We start from the raw sequence: 13,210 nt of genomic DNA on the forward strand, positions 1-13,210 counted from the left end.
AACCTGGGCGGTCAGGCCCAGGTCAGGGGCGTATCCGGCGTCTGGAAGGACCTCACCGAGAGCGTCAACTTCATGGCGCTCAACCTGACGTCCCAGGTCCGCAACATCGCCCAGGTGACCACGGCGGTGGCCAACGGCGATCTGTCCAAGAAGATCGATGTGGACGCCCGCGGCGAGGTCCTGGAGCTGAAGGACACCGTCAACACGATGGTCCAGCAGCTGCGGGCCTTCGCCGACGAGGTCACCCGCGTCGCCCGCGAGGTCGGCACCGAGGGCCGGCTCGGCGGCCGGGCGCAGGTCCATGGCGTATCCGGCGTCTGGAAGAACCTCACCGACAACGTCAACTCCATGGCGGACAACCTGACCTCCCAGGTCCGCAACATCGCCCAGGTCGCCACCGCCGTCGCCAAGGGCGATCTGTCCAAGAAGATCGACGTGGACGCCCGCGGCGAGATCCTGGAGCTGAAGACGACGATCAACACGATGGTCGACACCCTGTCCTCGTTCTCGTCCGAGGTGACCCGGGTGGCCCGCGAGGTCGGCAGTGAGGGCCAGCTCGGCGGCCAGGCCCGGGTCGAGGGCGTCTACGGCACCTGGAAGCGGCTGACCACCAGCGTCAATGAGCTGGCGCTGAATCTGACCACGCAGGTCCGGGCGATCGCCGAGGTGGCCAGCGCGGTCACCCAGGGCGATATGTCCGGCTCGATCACCGTCGACGCCCAGGGCGAGGTCGCCGCCCTGAAGAACAACATCAACCTGATGGTCGCCAACCTCCGCGAGACCACCCGCGCCAAGGACTGGCTGGAGTCCAACCTGGCCCGTATCGCCAGCCTGATGCAGGGCCACCGCGACCTGGTCGAGGTCGCGGACCTGATCCTGCGCGAGCTGACCCCGCTGGTGAACGCGCAGTTCGGCGCGTTCTTCCTGGCCGAGGCGGGCGCCGAGCCGGGCGAGGGCCTGGAGCTGATCGCCGGTTACGGCACCGGCCAGCCCGAGGGCCGCCGCTCCCTGCCGCGGCTGCGGCTGGGCACCCCCGGCTGGGGCCTGATCACCCAGGCCGCCACGGAGAAGAAGCGCATCGTCGTCGAGGCCGTTCCGCCGGACTACATCACCATCAGCTCCGGACTCGGCGCCTCGGCCCCGGCCAGCATCGTCATCCTGCCCGTCCTCTTCGAGGACCAGGTGCTCGGTGTCATCGAGCTGGCCTCGTTCAGCCGGTTCAGCGAGGTCCACCTCGCCTTCATCGACCAGTTCGTGAACACCATCGGCGTCTCGATCAACACCATCATCGCCAACTCCCGTACGGAATCCCTGCTTTCGGAATCCCAGCGGCTGACCGCGGAGCTCCGGCAGCGCTCCGACGAACTCCAGCTGACGAACGCCGAGTTGGAGGAGAAGGCGGCCCTGCTCGCCACCTCCTCCCAGTACAAGTCGGAATTCCTGGCGAATATGTCGCACGAGCTGCGCACCCCGCTGAATTCCCTGCTGGTGCTCTCCCGGCTGCTCGCCGACAACCCCGACGGCCGGCTCTCCCCGCAGGAGGTGGAGTTCGCGGTCACCATCCACCGCGCGGGCTCCGACCTGCTCCAGCTCATCAACGACATCCTCGATCTGTCGAAGATCGAGGCCGGCCGGATGGACGTCCACCCCAAGACGCTGCCGCTGATCAAACTCCTCGACTACGTCCGCGCCACCTTCCGGCCGCTCACCCTCGACCGTGGTCTCAGCTTCGATGTCACGGTCGGCGAGAACGTCCCCAAGGAACTGTTCTCCGACGAACAGCGCCTCCAGCAGATCCTGCGCAATCTGCTGTCCAACGCGGTGAAGTTCACCTCCTCCGGCGGCGTGGAACTCATCGTCCAGCGCGTTCCGGGCTCGGATTTCGAGGAGGAGTCCCTGCGGGCCGCCGACGATGTCATCGCGCTCTCCGTCAAGGACACCGGGATCGGCATCTCGCCGGAGAAACTCGACGGCATCTTCGAGGCGTTCCAGCAGTCCGACGGCACCACCAACCGCAAATACGGCGGCACCGGCCTCGGCCTGTCCATCAGCCGCGATATGGCCGCACTGCTCGGCGGCCGGATCATCGCCGAGAGCGAGCCGGGCGTCGGCTCCACCTTCACCCTGTACGTGCCCGCGCGCTATACGGGCCCGTTCCCCGCCCCGAGCCCCACCGCCGCCACCCGCCCCGCAGACAGCACCGCCCAGTCCGGCCCCGTCCTGGCCGAACAGCTCACGGCCGAGCGCGAACCGCAGCGCAGCGCGCCGGCCGGTGACCTCTTCCCCACCCCGGCGGACCAGGAGCTGACGTCCCCCACGGGAGGACCCTCCCCCGACGGCGGCGCCGTCACCTGGCCCGAGACCACCCGCCTCAAGGACTGGCTCAGCGGACGCGCCGGCGAGGTGCTGGCCCAGCGCCGGATCCTCATCGTCGACGACGACATCCGCAATGTCTTCGCGCTCACGCATGTACTGGGCCGGGTCGGTATCAGCGTGAAGTACGCGGAAAACGGCCGTGAGGGCCTGGAAGTCCTCGACCGGACTCCGGATGTCTCGCTGGTGCTGATGGACATCATGATGCCCGAAATGGACGGCTACGAGATGATCAAGGCGATCCGGCACGCGCCTCGGTTCGCCGACCTGCCGGTCATCGCCCTCACCGCGAAGGCCATGCCCGGTGACCGGGAAAAGGCGATCGAGAGCGGGGCCAATGACTACATCCCCAAGCCGGTCGATGTGGACCGGCTGCTGTCCGTGATCTGCCGCCTTCTCGACCCGGAGCACGGTGATCCGTCGCCGCACCCCGAGCCCGGTGACCCCGATATCCCCCATGCCGCCGAAGGCAGCGGCGGCATCGGCCAGGACGACCAGGGAACGGCGGGGCAGGAATCATGACGACCACACCCGACACCTCATCCAGCATTCTCATCGTCGACGACATGGAGGAGAACCTCGTCGCGCTGGAGGCCGTTCTGGGCTCCCTCACGCAGAAAGTGGTCCGCGCGCGATCCGGCGAGGAGGCCCTCAAGGCCATGCTCCGCGAGGAATTCGCGGTGGTGCTCATCGATGTGATGATGCCGGGCATGAACGGTTTCGAGACCGCCGCCAATATCAAGGGCCTCGACCAGACCAAGGACGTCCCGATCATTCTCCTCACCGGTGCCTCGGTCGACCCGAACTACGCCTATCGCGGCTACACGGTCGGCGCCGCCGACTTCCTCATCAAGCCCTTCGACCCCTGGCTGCTGCGCACCAAGGTGAACGTCTTCCTGGACCTGCACCGCAAGAACCGTCAACTGGCCGCCCAGGCCGAGCAGTTGAAACGCCTGCTGACCTCGGACGAACAGCCCCGCGGCGAGAGCGCACCGGCCGCCCCGGCGCCGGGTGCCGCGCCCGCACCACCGCCCGCCACGACGGTCTCGGCCTCGGCCGCCCCTCCGCCGCCGGTTGCGCCCGAAGGCGCCCGGGAGACCGGAGAACCCGGGGAATCCGCAGAAGCCGGGGAAGTCGGAAGGGCCGGGGAAGCCGGGGAGGCCGGTGCCCCCGGGCAGCCCGCCGCGCCCCCTGTCACACCCTCCGTCACACCCCCCGAAAGCCCGGAATTCCGGGCGCATTCCGGGCCCGTGCCGCCGCCCGTTTCCCCCGGGGCCGGCGACGCCTCCCGGCTGGCGGATATCGCCGGTCAGCTCGCCGAGGTGGAACTCCTCCTGCGTGACGCCCAGGGCACCGACAAGAAACGCCTGGCCGACCGCATCGCGGAATTGGAACAGGCGGTGGGCAGGCTCCTGGTGAGCCGGGGCACCTGAATCCACGTGCCGCACAGCCGTGTCGGCGGCGCCCGGTGGACACCGCCGACACGACCTGCAACGCCAAGAACGCTACGCTCCTGGACCTTCTTGGGCGCTCTTGCCCCGGATCCCCGGAATCTTGTTGACAGTAAAGGCGTACATTCCCCCGAGGACGAATATCGCCAGATACTGAGCCCAGGTGATGTCATCGAGCACACTGTTCACCGCGACGACCACACCGGCCCAGAGAAGAGTGAATACGATCTTGGCCATCAGAATTCCCTAACCGTCAGGAGAGCGAAGCGAGGCAGCCGGTGGCTCCGGCGACCACGGTCTTCTTCGCGATGTCCGAGGCCACGTCCTTGCTGACGTAGCGGCCGACGACCAGCGCGCCGGCTCCGCCGATCGCCCCCTTGATCAGGCAGTTCTTCACCATCTTCTGCATCTTGGTGTGGTTCATGAGGTAGGCGCAGTCGTCCTTGCTCTTGGACATGGTGCACATCGAACGGGCTTCTTCGATGGGGTTCACCATGCTCGACTGAGCCGCTGGCCGCGGGTCCGACTCGGCGTGGGCCACTCCGGCGCCACTGGCGAGGACGATGCCTCCCACCATGACGGCCGACATCGCACCCGAGACAAGGCTCTTCATTGAATTTCCCCGATTCAACGTTCTTATGCGGCGCGGGTATGGGTCAGATACCGCGCTCTCTTTGCCACTCACAAACGTAGTTGCCGATATGCACTCAGGGAACCCTGTTGAGCCGATCTTGAGCTTGACGATTTTGTGAAACTCGCACGCGGCATTCGATGTTCACGTTTCGGTCGACTGATACGCAATGTCCAAACATCGGCGGACGCGGGAACATTGCGGCCGCGGCAAGCCGGATCCCCGGCTCCTCACGACCGTCCGCCGAACTGCCAGTTGTGCACTTCGATATCGGCGTACCGGTCCGCCGTCAGGACGGCGCGCGCCGTGTCCGGGTCCGTCGCCCGCACCAGCGCCGCCGTGCCCAGCCAGGCGGCGCCGTCGTCGGACAGCAGCGGCCCGTACGCGATCAACTCGTCCCGCGCGGGTGGCAGATCGAGGTCTCCGGCCGGCCCGGCGCCGAGGCCGAGCACCAGATACCGGTTGCCGCCGGTCTCCCCACCAGGAAAGTCCCACATGGTGCGGCCCAATGTGTTGCGCCACCGGCGCAGCATCACATCGCGGTACACACCCGCTTGGTAGCCGGGCTCACCGAAGGCGAAAGCGCGGGCCGCGGCCGGATCCGGCAGGTCGACGATGTGCACACTGCCGGTGGGCGTCTCGCCGTCGCCGGCGAGGGTCGGACCACGGGCGATCATCTCCGCCCCGTACCCGTCCATATAGGACCAGTGCTCTTCCAGCAGCTCATCACGCAGCGCCAAGGAATCGGACCGATCGCGGTGATAGCAGAAGAATTCCATGCGCACAGTCTTCATCACCGTGCGCCACTATCGCCCAACAGGCGCTGAGAGTCGCGGAGTTCGGCAGGTCCGCTGCGGCCCGGCTCTCCCCATCCTGGCCGCATGGCTGAGACGCACACTTATGACGTAGCGATCGAATGGACCGGCAACCTCGGCTCGGGCACGGATACCTACCGTTCCTTCAGCCGTGCTCATGAAGTCCTGGCGACGGGAAAGCCGCCCATCGCGGCCTCCTCCGATCCCGCCTTCCGCGGCGACCCGTCCCGCTGGAATCCCGAGGAACTGCTCGTGGCCTCGGTGGCCCAGTGCCACATGCTCTGGTACCTCCACCTCTGCGCGGTGGGCGGAGTGACCGTCGTCGACTACGAGGACCGCGCACACGGGGTCATGACCATGGACGCGAGCGGCGGCGGTGGCCAGCTCACCGAGGTCGTACTCCGCCCCGAGGTGACCGTTGCCGAGGCGTCGATGGTGGACACGGCTCGCGCACTGCACGGCGAGGTGCATGCGGTCTGCTTCATCGCTCGCTCGGTGAACTTCCCCATCCGGCACGAGCCGGTCATCCGGGTCCAGTAGGGAGGCGCTCCGCTGCCGTCGCCCTGCGGCGGCAGTCGCGGCAGCGGCCCGGGACGGGAGCGCGGAAGGCGCGGTCGCAGCCGTCGCAGGTCTGGAGCGGGGACGGGTGGTCGCGGGCGGGGGTGGCCGGGAGGATTGGCGGCACCAGGTCCGTGAGGCGGTGGGCGAGCAGGGCCGCCGGGTGGCGGAGGGTGTCCGGGAGGCCGGTCGTCAGGGCTCTGCGTACGGCGTCCGGGGTGGCCCCGCGTTCCAGCCAGGCGGCTACGGGCGGGGTGAGGCGGTGGATGTCCCGTACGGAGAGCAGTAGGCGGGGGTCGTCCTGCCGGAGGTTCGCGAGGAGGGCGGCGGCCGCGGTGTGGTGTTCGCGGGTGCGGGGCTCGGGCGGTGGCGGCGCGGGCTCGGCTCGTACGCGGGGAGTTTCGGCTCGTACGGGGGGGAGCCTCCGGTCGTACGGGGCGGGGGCTGGTTCGTGCGTGGGGTGGCTTCGGGGCCGGAGTGGGGGTGCGGGCCGGGTCCGGCGAAGAGCAGGGTGGTTCGACGGCGGTGCGGCGTTTGGCCTGCTCGGCGGTCTCGCGGGCGCGGCGGGCGCGGGTGGCTGCCGGGTTGTTGTACGAGATCGTCACCGTGACCATCCGCCCGTCGTCGGTGCGCTGCCGGACCCGCTCCAGGTAGCCGTACGCCTCCAACTCCCGTAAGGCGGCGGCGATCCGGTCCCGCCCCTCGGGGAAGCGCCTGGCCAGCGTACGGATGTCGGCCGGCGCGCCCTCGGGCAGCGACTGGATGTACGCGGCGAGCCCGATCGCCAGGCCCGACAGCGAGCGGTGCTGGGTGAGGTGGTTGCCGACGATCGTGTAGCCGGGGTCCTGGAACTCGGTGACCTGGTGGACACCGGCCGGGCGGGGCGACGGTGATCGGCGAGGCGACGGTGATCGGAGGGGCGACGGTGATCGGCGAATCGCGTACCGGTCGCGCGCAGGCGCATTAGGCTTCTCTTCAGCCATCGGGAAGGTCTCTTCTTCCTCGTTGGTCAGGCCCTCGATCGGGATGCCAGTCCCGGCCGGGGGCCGTCGCATGTGTGCGGGTTTTCGGGGGTGTTGCTGCCGAGAGTGCATGGGTGGAAGCAGCGGAAGCCAGTCCTCCGGTCATGGATCACCCAAGCGAGTGACGGCGGGTGCAGCGGGCCGGGTCGGGCTGGGTGGGTTCGGTTTCTGTACCTGGGGTTATGGGTTCTTTTACGGGCCGAACCCCCGGCTCTCGGCACACCGAAGTCCGGTGTCCCGGCCGCCGGTTGACGGGCGCCTGGTTGACGGGCGACCGGCCGCCTCAACGGCCCCACATCGGCAGATCGAATTCCGCCCAGACCGTTTTGCAGGGGACCGGCCCCGGCGTGGTCCCCCAGCGGTCGGCGAGCGCGTCGACCACTACCAGGCCATGGCCCGAGTCCCGTACGCCCGGCACGTACCGGGCCGGGAGCCGGTCGCCGCGCGCATCCGTTACCTCGATACGGAGCGTGTCCGCGTCAGACAACACGGCGAGCCGGAAGTCCCGGCCCGGTACGCGCCCGTGCGTGGCGGCGTTCGCGGCCAGCTCGGCGATGACATGGGCCGGCTCCTCGAACGACAGGCCCCAGGAGCGCAGCTCCTCCGTCGCGAGGAGCCGCGCCAGGCGAGCGCCCCGGCGAGTGGCGGACAGCTGGACCCTGAACTGGAGCTTGTACGCGGCGAATTCCTGATTCATGTCACTCAGCGTGGTCGTACGTGCCTACGCTGAAAAGTGATGAGGCCAGTACGTACGGTGACTGTCCCGTGGGCTGTCCAGGGACGTCCCCTGCTGTCCAGGAGGTGGAGCGGATGAGTGTTGACGGCGCGGACGAGGCCAGTTGGGACCTTGATCCGGAGGATGAGGCGCAGGCCCTAATCGAGGCGGTCGGTCGCCAGCTCAAACTGTGGCGGGAGGCGGCGGGACTACGTCCAGCCCAGTTCGGGGCGCTAATCGGCTACGGAGAGAACCTGATCTACAAGGTCGAGCGCGGTGCGCGCATTCCTCGCCCCGAGTTCCTCGACAAAGCGGATGAGGTGCTGGGTGCAGGCGGGAAGATCTCCGCGATGAAGAAGGACCTTGAGCAGGCCCGGTACCCCAAGAAGGTGCGAGACCTGGCGAAGCTGGAGGCCAAAGCAGTTGAGATTGGCACGTACGGCAACCACAACATCGCTGGGCTGTTACAGACAGAGGAGTACTCGCGAGCTCTGATCCAGACATGGCGTCCTGCCTACTCACAGGACGAGGTGGAGCGCATGGTGGCCGCCCGCATGGCACGAGGATCGATCTTCGAGCGTTCACCGGCGCCCACGCTCACGTTCGTCCAGGAAGAGGTAACGCTCTCCCGCCCCATTGGGGGCAGAATGGTTCTACGCCGACAGCTCGAACGCCTGTTGGAAGTTGGACAGTTGCGGAACGTCGAAATCCAGGGGATGCCGACCGACTGCGATGACCACGCCGGGATGGGCGGTCGGATCCAGGTCTTGAAGTTCGGGGATGGTTCAGCGGTAGGCCACGACGAGGGCCAGGTCACCAGCCGCCCGATCTCCGATCCGAAAGAGATCCGGATCCTTGAGCTGCGCTATGGCATCATCCGGGCCCAGGCTCTCACTCCACGGGAGTCCGTGGCCTTCATCGAGAAACTGCTGGGAGAGACATGATCTGCAAGCCCTCGGCCGGGAGTCCTTCCGAGCTGGAGTGGTTCAAGAGCAGCTACAGCGACAGCAGTAACGGCCACGACTGCATCGAAGTCGCCCCCACCCCCTCCACCATCCACATCCGCGACTCCAAGAACCCCGACGGGCCGCAGCTGCACCTGCGGCCCTCCGCCTGGGCCGACTTCGTCGCGTACGCCGCCGACCAGGGCTGAGTCAGACGAGGGGCTCGGGGGCCTTGGTCCTCGCCCCTCCCGCGTCGCCCGTGTTGGCCGTGCCCACCGGCTCGAAGAGCAGGATCGCGGTCTCCTCGTCCGCCACCGGGCAGTGTTCGACGCCTTGCGGGACCACGAACAGCTCGCCGGGCCCGAGCGTCACCTCGCCGTCCCTGAGCTGGAGGGTGAGCCGGCCGCTGACGACCATGATCAACTCATCGGTCTCGTCGTGCTTGTGCCAGACGAACTCGCCCTTCAGCTTGGCGAGCTTGATCTCGTAGTCGTTGAGCTGGGCGATCTTCTTCTGCGACCACAGGTCGCTGAACTGCGCGAGCTTGTCGGCGATATTCACGGGGACGGGCTGCTGGTTCATGCCTTGAGACTGCCGTGACCGGAATCCGGCGGTCTTGTACGTTCCTGGCATGACAGACGGCCCGCCCCGTACGACGGTCAGCGCCTGGCGCCCGTCCGTGCCGGGAATCGCCGAGGTCTTCCACGCGCACTTCACGGAGCACGCGTATCCGTCCCACACCCATGACACCTGGGCCCTGATGATCCTCAATGACGGCGCGGTCGACTTCGCCCTGGACCGCCACCGTCATGACGCGACCGGCTCCGGCACGGTCGTACTCCTGCCGCCCGGTGTCTCCCATGACGGCCGGACGGTCACCGCGAACGGCTTCCGCAAGCGCGTGCTCTACCTCGACACGAGCGTGCTCCCGGCGGAACTGACCGGCCGGGCGGTGGACGGTCCGGTGTTCGGGGACGAGCTGCTGCGCCACCGCATCCACCAGCTGCACACGACCCTCGGGCACCCGGGCGACGGGTTCGAGGCGGAATCCCGGCTGGCCTTCATCCGGGAGCGGCTGCACGGGCACCTGGACGCGCTGCGGCCGCCGCGTACACCGGGCCGGGAGGCGAACCGGCTGGCCGCCACGCTGCGCGAGCTGCTGGACTCCCGGCTGGCGAGCGGTATGTCGCTGGAGGAAGCCGCCGCGCTCCTGCACGCCCACCCCACCCACCTGATCCGCTGCTTCAAGCAGACCTACGGCCTGCCCCCGCACGCCTACCTGACCGGCAAGCGCATCGAACGGGCCCGGGGACTGCTGCTCGACGGCAGACGCCCGGCGGACGTCGCGGCCGCCGTGGGCTTCCACGACCAAGCCCATCTCCACCGCCACTTCACCCGGCACGTGGGCACGACACCGGGGCGCTACGCGGCCACGCGACGGCACCCCCGACGGAGCGGCCCCGACCCCGGCGTCCGCACCGCGGAGTCCCGCGACCAGCGCTAGTCGCGGGACTGCGGTTCTTCTCTTGTGCGCTTGGCATCGGACCGCCCGAACCGGGCCGGTGCGTCCGCCACTTGGGGTGGCGCCTCAGCGCCAGCTGACAGCGGTGAGGTTGGGGTTCTCCTGACCCGGGCTGAGGGTCACCTTCGCGCCACCGCACTTCTCGTGGTCGTAGAACGAGTAGACCTCGCCGGTGTGGTTGACGACCGACTTGGCGATGTTCGGGGTCGCACCGCATATCGGCATGTTCGCCGGGTCGACGTTCTCCGGCGTCCCACGGAAGTCGGACTCGGGGAAGAAGCACACATTGTGGACCGGGCAGGCCGCCTTGGCCCCCGGCGCGCTCCCGCATGACGGCAGATGATGTGGCCTGGGTCACCCTGCGGTGGCCGAGTGACGGATGCGAATGCCGACGGCGCAGGCGCCTCGGACGACGAAGCCGCCTCGCACCACACGAGTTGGGGCCACGGCCCTCAGCTCAGGGTCACGTGGTGGCGGGTCCCCGAACCGTCAGGGGAAATCCGCAGCCGGTGCCGTGGCACTCCCGGGCGGCCGGCGGCCACGTACCCCTCGTACGCAAGGGCCACCTCGTCCCACAGCCTCCTGGGGCCGTACTGAGCGACCGCGAACGTCGACAGCTGCCGGCCGTCGTAGTCCACACTGGCCCAACTCGTCGCCTCGACATCGGCCAGCCACAGCCGCGTATGCACCCCTTGCGCCCCTTGCGTCTCGGTGTCCCACGCATGCCACGTCCCCGGCACCCGGAGGCCGATGCGGTGCCGTCCGCACGCTTCGTGGCGATGAGCGTCCCGAAGTTGCACCAGGGGGTGTCCCACGGGATGACGAGGAGACCGCCGGTCACGGTCTGCTCCAGCCAAGGGAGCGGCATGGTGCGGACGGAGCAGGTGGCGATGATCCGGTCGTAGGGGGCGTTCGGCGGCCAGCCGCTCGCGCCGTCCGCGCACACCACGTGCGGCTGCTGTCCACCGGCCTTCAGCGCCCGCTGTGCGCGGCGCGTCAGCTCGGGGTCGACATCGAGCGAGGTCACGTTGTCCGCGCCGCAGAGGAAGGCGAGCAGAGCCGCGTTGAAGTCGGTGCCGGTACCGATCTCCAACACCGCATGCCCCGGGCGCGTGTTGAGCGCCATGAGCATCCGTACGACCACGCTGGGCATCGACGCGGAGGAGGACGGGGCACGGTGGCCGTCGGGGCCCTCCGCGAACTGGGTGACGAGGGGGGCGTCGCGGTAGGCGGCGCGCCACCAGCGGTCGGGCCCGTCCGGGGCCGCCCCGGCGTCCCGATCAGGACGAGAGCATCGCCAGCTCAGGGTCTTCCCGGAGTTTGGCCAGGGCGCGGGAGACTGCGCTCTTGACCGTGCCGATCGAGACCTCCATGACCTCGGCGGTCTGGGCCTCGCTGAGGTCCTCGTAATACCTGAGGACGACCATGGCCCGCTGACGGGCGGGCAGCCGCATCACCGCGCGCCACATCGCGTCGCGCAGGCCCTGGAGTTCGGCCGGGTCGGGGGCCGGCAGCGGGTCCGGCTCGGGGAGCTCGTCGACGGCGAATTCCTCGACCTTGCGCTTGCGCCACTGGGAGGTGCGGGTGTTGATCAGCGCGCGGCGGACGTAGCCGTCCAGGGCGCGGTGGTCCTCGATCCGGTCCCAGGCCACATAGGTCTTGGTCAGCGCCGTCTGGAGGAGGTCCTCGGCGTCGTTCGGGTTGGGGGACATCGACCGCGCGGCGCGCAGCAGGACCGGCCCCCGGGCCCGTACATAGGACGAGAACGTCGGGAACACAGCGGCGGTCGAAGCGCTGGTGCACACTGGCGTGGTCATGGGCACCACGCTAGGAGCGAGGGTGGGGTGAAGGGATCGCCCCCAGGTGCCGAAGCCCATCCGTCTGAAGTTGTACGGGTGAGGTCTGCCTCACCTCCTCTAGGGGGACAGGCAGGTCGTACCCGTCAGACCTCTGACCACGGTTCCGGCCCGCGACCGCCCCGTCAGCCGTCCGCGCCGAGAACCAGCCCCGAAGTCGGCACCCCCGTACCCGCGGTGACCAGCACATGTGCGGGTGTGCCCGCCTGGTTGACGGAGGTGCCGCGGAGCTGGCGGACGGCCTCGGCGATGCCGTTCATCCCGTGCAGATAGGCCTCGCCGAGCTGGCCGCCGTGGGTGTTCAGCGGGAGGGTGTCCGCGGCGACGAAGTCCGAGGCCTCGCCGGGCGCACAGAAGCCGAACTCCTCCAGCTGCATCAGCACGAACGGGGTGAAGTGGTCGTAGAGGATCGCGACATCGATATCGGCGGGGGTCAGTCCGGCGGTCCGCCAGAGCTGGCGGGCGACCACGGTCATCTCGGGGAGGCCGGTCAGACCGTCGCGGTAGAAGCTGGTCATCTGCTCCTGGGCGCGGCCCGCGCCCTGTGCGGCGGCCGTGATCAGCGCCGGCGGGTGCGGCAGCGTCCGGGCCCGCTCGGGCGAGGTCACCACGATCGCCTGGGCGCCGTCCGTCTCCTGGCAGCAGTCCAGCAGCCGTAGTGGTTCGACGATCCAGCGGGCGGCGGCGTGGTCGGCGAGGGTGATGGGCTTCTCGTAGAAGTAGGCGGCCGGATTGCGGGCGGCGTGGCGGCGGTCGGTGACCGCGACCGGGCCGAAGGCGTCCGGGGTCAGCCCGTAGGTGTGCAGGTAGCGCTGGGCGGCCATGGCGACCCAGGAGGCGGGGGTGAGCAGGCCGAAGGGGAGGTTCCAGCCGAGCGCCGCGCCCTCGGCGGACGGCTCCCGCTGCTGTACGCCGGAGCCGAAGCGGCGGCCGGAGCGCTCGTTGAACGCCCGGTAGCAGACGACGACTTCGGCGATTCCGGCAGCGACGGCGAGGGCGGCCTGCTGGACGGTGGCGCAGGCCGCGCCGCCCCCGTAGTGGACCCGGGAGAAGAACGAGAGCTCGCCGATACCGGCCGCCTGGGCGACGGTGATCTCGGGGTTGGTGTCCATGGTGAAGGTGACCAGCCCGTCGACGTCCGCGGGGGTCAGCCCGGCGTCGTCGAGGGCGGCGCGTACCGCCTCGACGGCCAGTTGCAGCTCGCTGCGGCCGGAGTCCTTGGAGAACTCGGTCGCGCCGATGCCGGCGATGGCGGCCCGGCCGCCCAGGGAGTCGGGGCGACGGACGCTCATGCGGTGACCTCCGGGGTCCCTTCCGGGGTCC

At 69.1% G+C, this 13,210-nt stretch carries 15 protein-coding genes and 1 pseudogene; 6 read left to right on the forward strand and 10 right to left on the reverse strand.

Going from position 1 to position 13,210, the window contains the following annotated elements:
• Both TU31_RS07060 and TU31_RS40550 read left to right on the forward strand, forming a co-directional pair.
• Nucleotides 1–2,895: HAMP domain-containing hybrid sensor histidine kinase/response regulator (locus TU31_RS07060; RefSeq protein ID WP_245698445.1), on the forward strand; the 2,895-nt coding region annotated here is incomplete at its 5' end.
• Complete coding sequence (locus tag TU31_RS40550; protein ID WP_042150763.1) at nt 2,892–3,806, forward strand: response regulator; 915 nt, start codon at nt 2,892–2,894, stop codon at nt 3,804–3,806. The genes TU31_RS07060 and TU31_RS40550, both read left to right, overlap by 4 nt.
• Nucleotides 3,807–3,878: 72 nt before the next feature.
• Here the strand turns inward: TU31_RS40550 and TU31_RS07070 are convergent, their stop codons facing one another.
• The 3 genes from TU31_RS07070 to TU31_RS07080 form a co-directional block, all read right to left on the reverse strand.
• A complete protein-coding gene (locus TU31_RS07070; protein WP_042150766.1) occupies nt 3,879–4,061 on the reverse strand; it encodes a hypothetical protein in 183 nt (60 codons plus the stop codon).
• 16 nt (nt 4,062–4,077) lie between these two features.
• A complete protein-coding gene (locus tag TU31_RS07075; protein ID WP_158894281.1) occupies nt 4,078–4,437 on the reverse strand; it encodes a hypothetical protein in 360 nt (119 codons plus the stop codon).
• Nucleotides 4,438–4,685: 248 nt separating this feature from the next.
• The gene (locus TU31_RS07080; protein WP_042150770.1) at nt 4,686–5,234 is read right to left on the reverse strand and encodes a YciI family protein; all 549 of its coding nucleotides are present in this window, start codon (nt 5,232–5,234) and stop codon (nt 4,686–4,688) included.
• 102 nt (nt 5,235–5,336) lie between these two features.
• On the opposite strand from TU31_RS07080, the gene TU31_RS07085 reads away from it, so the two are divergent.
• Complete coding sequence (locus TU31_RS07085; protein ID WP_042150772.1) at nt 5,337–5,810, forward strand: OsmC family protein; 474 nt, start codon at nt 5,337–5,339, stop codon at nt 5,808–5,810.
• Between the two features lie 1,323 nt (nt 5,811–7,133).
• On the opposite strand, the gene TU31_RS07095 is transcribed toward TU31_RS07085, so the two are convergent.
• The gene (locus TU31_RS07095; RefSeq protein WP_042150777.1) at nt 7,134–7,547 is read right to left on the reverse strand and encodes an ATP-binding protein; all 414 of its coding nucleotides are present in this window, start codon (nt 7,545–7,547) and stop codon (nt 7,134–7,136) included.
• Between the two features lie 113 nt (nt 7,548–7,660).
• Between TU31_RS07095 and TU31_RS07100 the strand changes: the two genes are divergently transcribed.
• Nucleotides 7,661–8,509 (forward strand): helix-turn-helix domain-containing protein, encoded by an 849-nt coding sequence (locus TU31_RS07100; protein WP_042150780.1) that lies wholly within the window; start codon nt 7,661–7,663, stop codon nt 8,507–8,509.
• The gene (locus TU31_RS07105) at nt 8,506–8,718 is read left to right on the forward strand and encodes a DUF397 domain-containing protein (RefSeq protein ID WP_042150781.1); all 213 of its coding nucleotides are present in this window, start codon (nt 8,506–8,508) and stop codon (nt 8,716–8,718) included. The genes TU31_RS07100 and TU31_RS07105 overlap by 4 nt, the downstream gene beginning before the upstream one ends.
• Before the next feature lies 1 nt (nt 8,719).
• Here TU31_RS07105 and TU31_RS07110 read toward each other — a convergent pair whose 3' ends face one another.
• Entirely contained in the window at nt 8,720–9,091 is a 372-nt protein-coding gene (locus tag TU31_RS07110; RefSeq protein WP_042150782.1) for a cupin domain-containing protein, read from the reverse strand.
• A 49-nt stretch (nt 9,092–9,140) separates the two neighbouring features.
• On the opposite strand from TU31_RS07110, the gene TU31_RS07115 reads away from it, so the two are divergent.
• Nucleotides 9,141–10,013 (forward strand): helix-turn-helix domain-containing protein, encoded by an 873-nt coding sequence (locus tag TU31_RS07115; protein ID WP_042150784.1) that lies wholly within the window; start codon nt 9,141–9,143, stop codon nt 10,011–10,013.
• A gap of 84 nt (nt 10,014–10,097) precedes the next feature.
• Here TU31_RS07115 and TU31_RS07120 read toward each other — a convergent pair whose 3' ends face one another.
• From TU31_RS07120 to TU31_RS07135, 5 genes and pseudogenes are all read right to left on the reverse strand, one after another.
• The gene (locus TU31_RS07120; RefSeq protein ID WP_078885595.1) at nt 10,098–10,370 is read right to left on the reverse strand and encodes a peptidase inhibitor family I36 protein; all 273 of its coding nucleotides are present in this window, start codon (nt 10,368–10,370) and stop codon (nt 10,098–10,100) included.
• Nucleotides 10,371–10,483: 113 nt separating this feature from the next.
• Entirely contained in the window at nt 10,484–10,720 is a 237-nt protein-coding gene (locus TU31_RS39595; RefSeq protein WP_245698446.1) for a hypothetical protein, read from the reverse strand.
• A gap of 176 nt (nt 10,721–10,896) precedes the next feature.
• Nucleotides 10,897–11,337, reverse strand: a pseudogene (locus TU31_RS40555) (methyltransferase domain-containing protein); the annotation flags it as partial.
• Nucleotides 11,312–11,848 carry a SigE family RNA polymerase sigma factor gene (locus tag TU31_RS07130; protein ID WP_042150786.1) on the reverse strand — a complete coding sequence of 179 codons (537 nt, stop codon included), beginning with the start codon at nt 11,846–11,848 and terminating at the stop codon, nt 11,312–11,314. The pseudogene TU31_RS40555 and the gene TU31_RS07130, both read right to left, overlap by 26 nt.
• A 164-nt stretch (nt 11,849–12,012) precedes the next feature.
• Complete coding sequence (locus TU31_RS07135; RefSeq protein WP_042150788.1) at nt 12,013–13,179, reverse strand: lipid-transfer protein; 1,167 nt, start codon at nt 13,177–13,179, stop codon at nt 12,013–12,015.
• Nucleotides 13,180–13,210: the final 31 nt, after the last annotated feature.

This window comes from Streptomyces lydicamycinicus (genome assembly GCF_000829715.2).
GTDB lineage: Bacteria > Actinomycetota > Actinomycetes > Streptomycetales > Streptomycetaceae > Streptomyces > Streptomyces lydicamycinicus.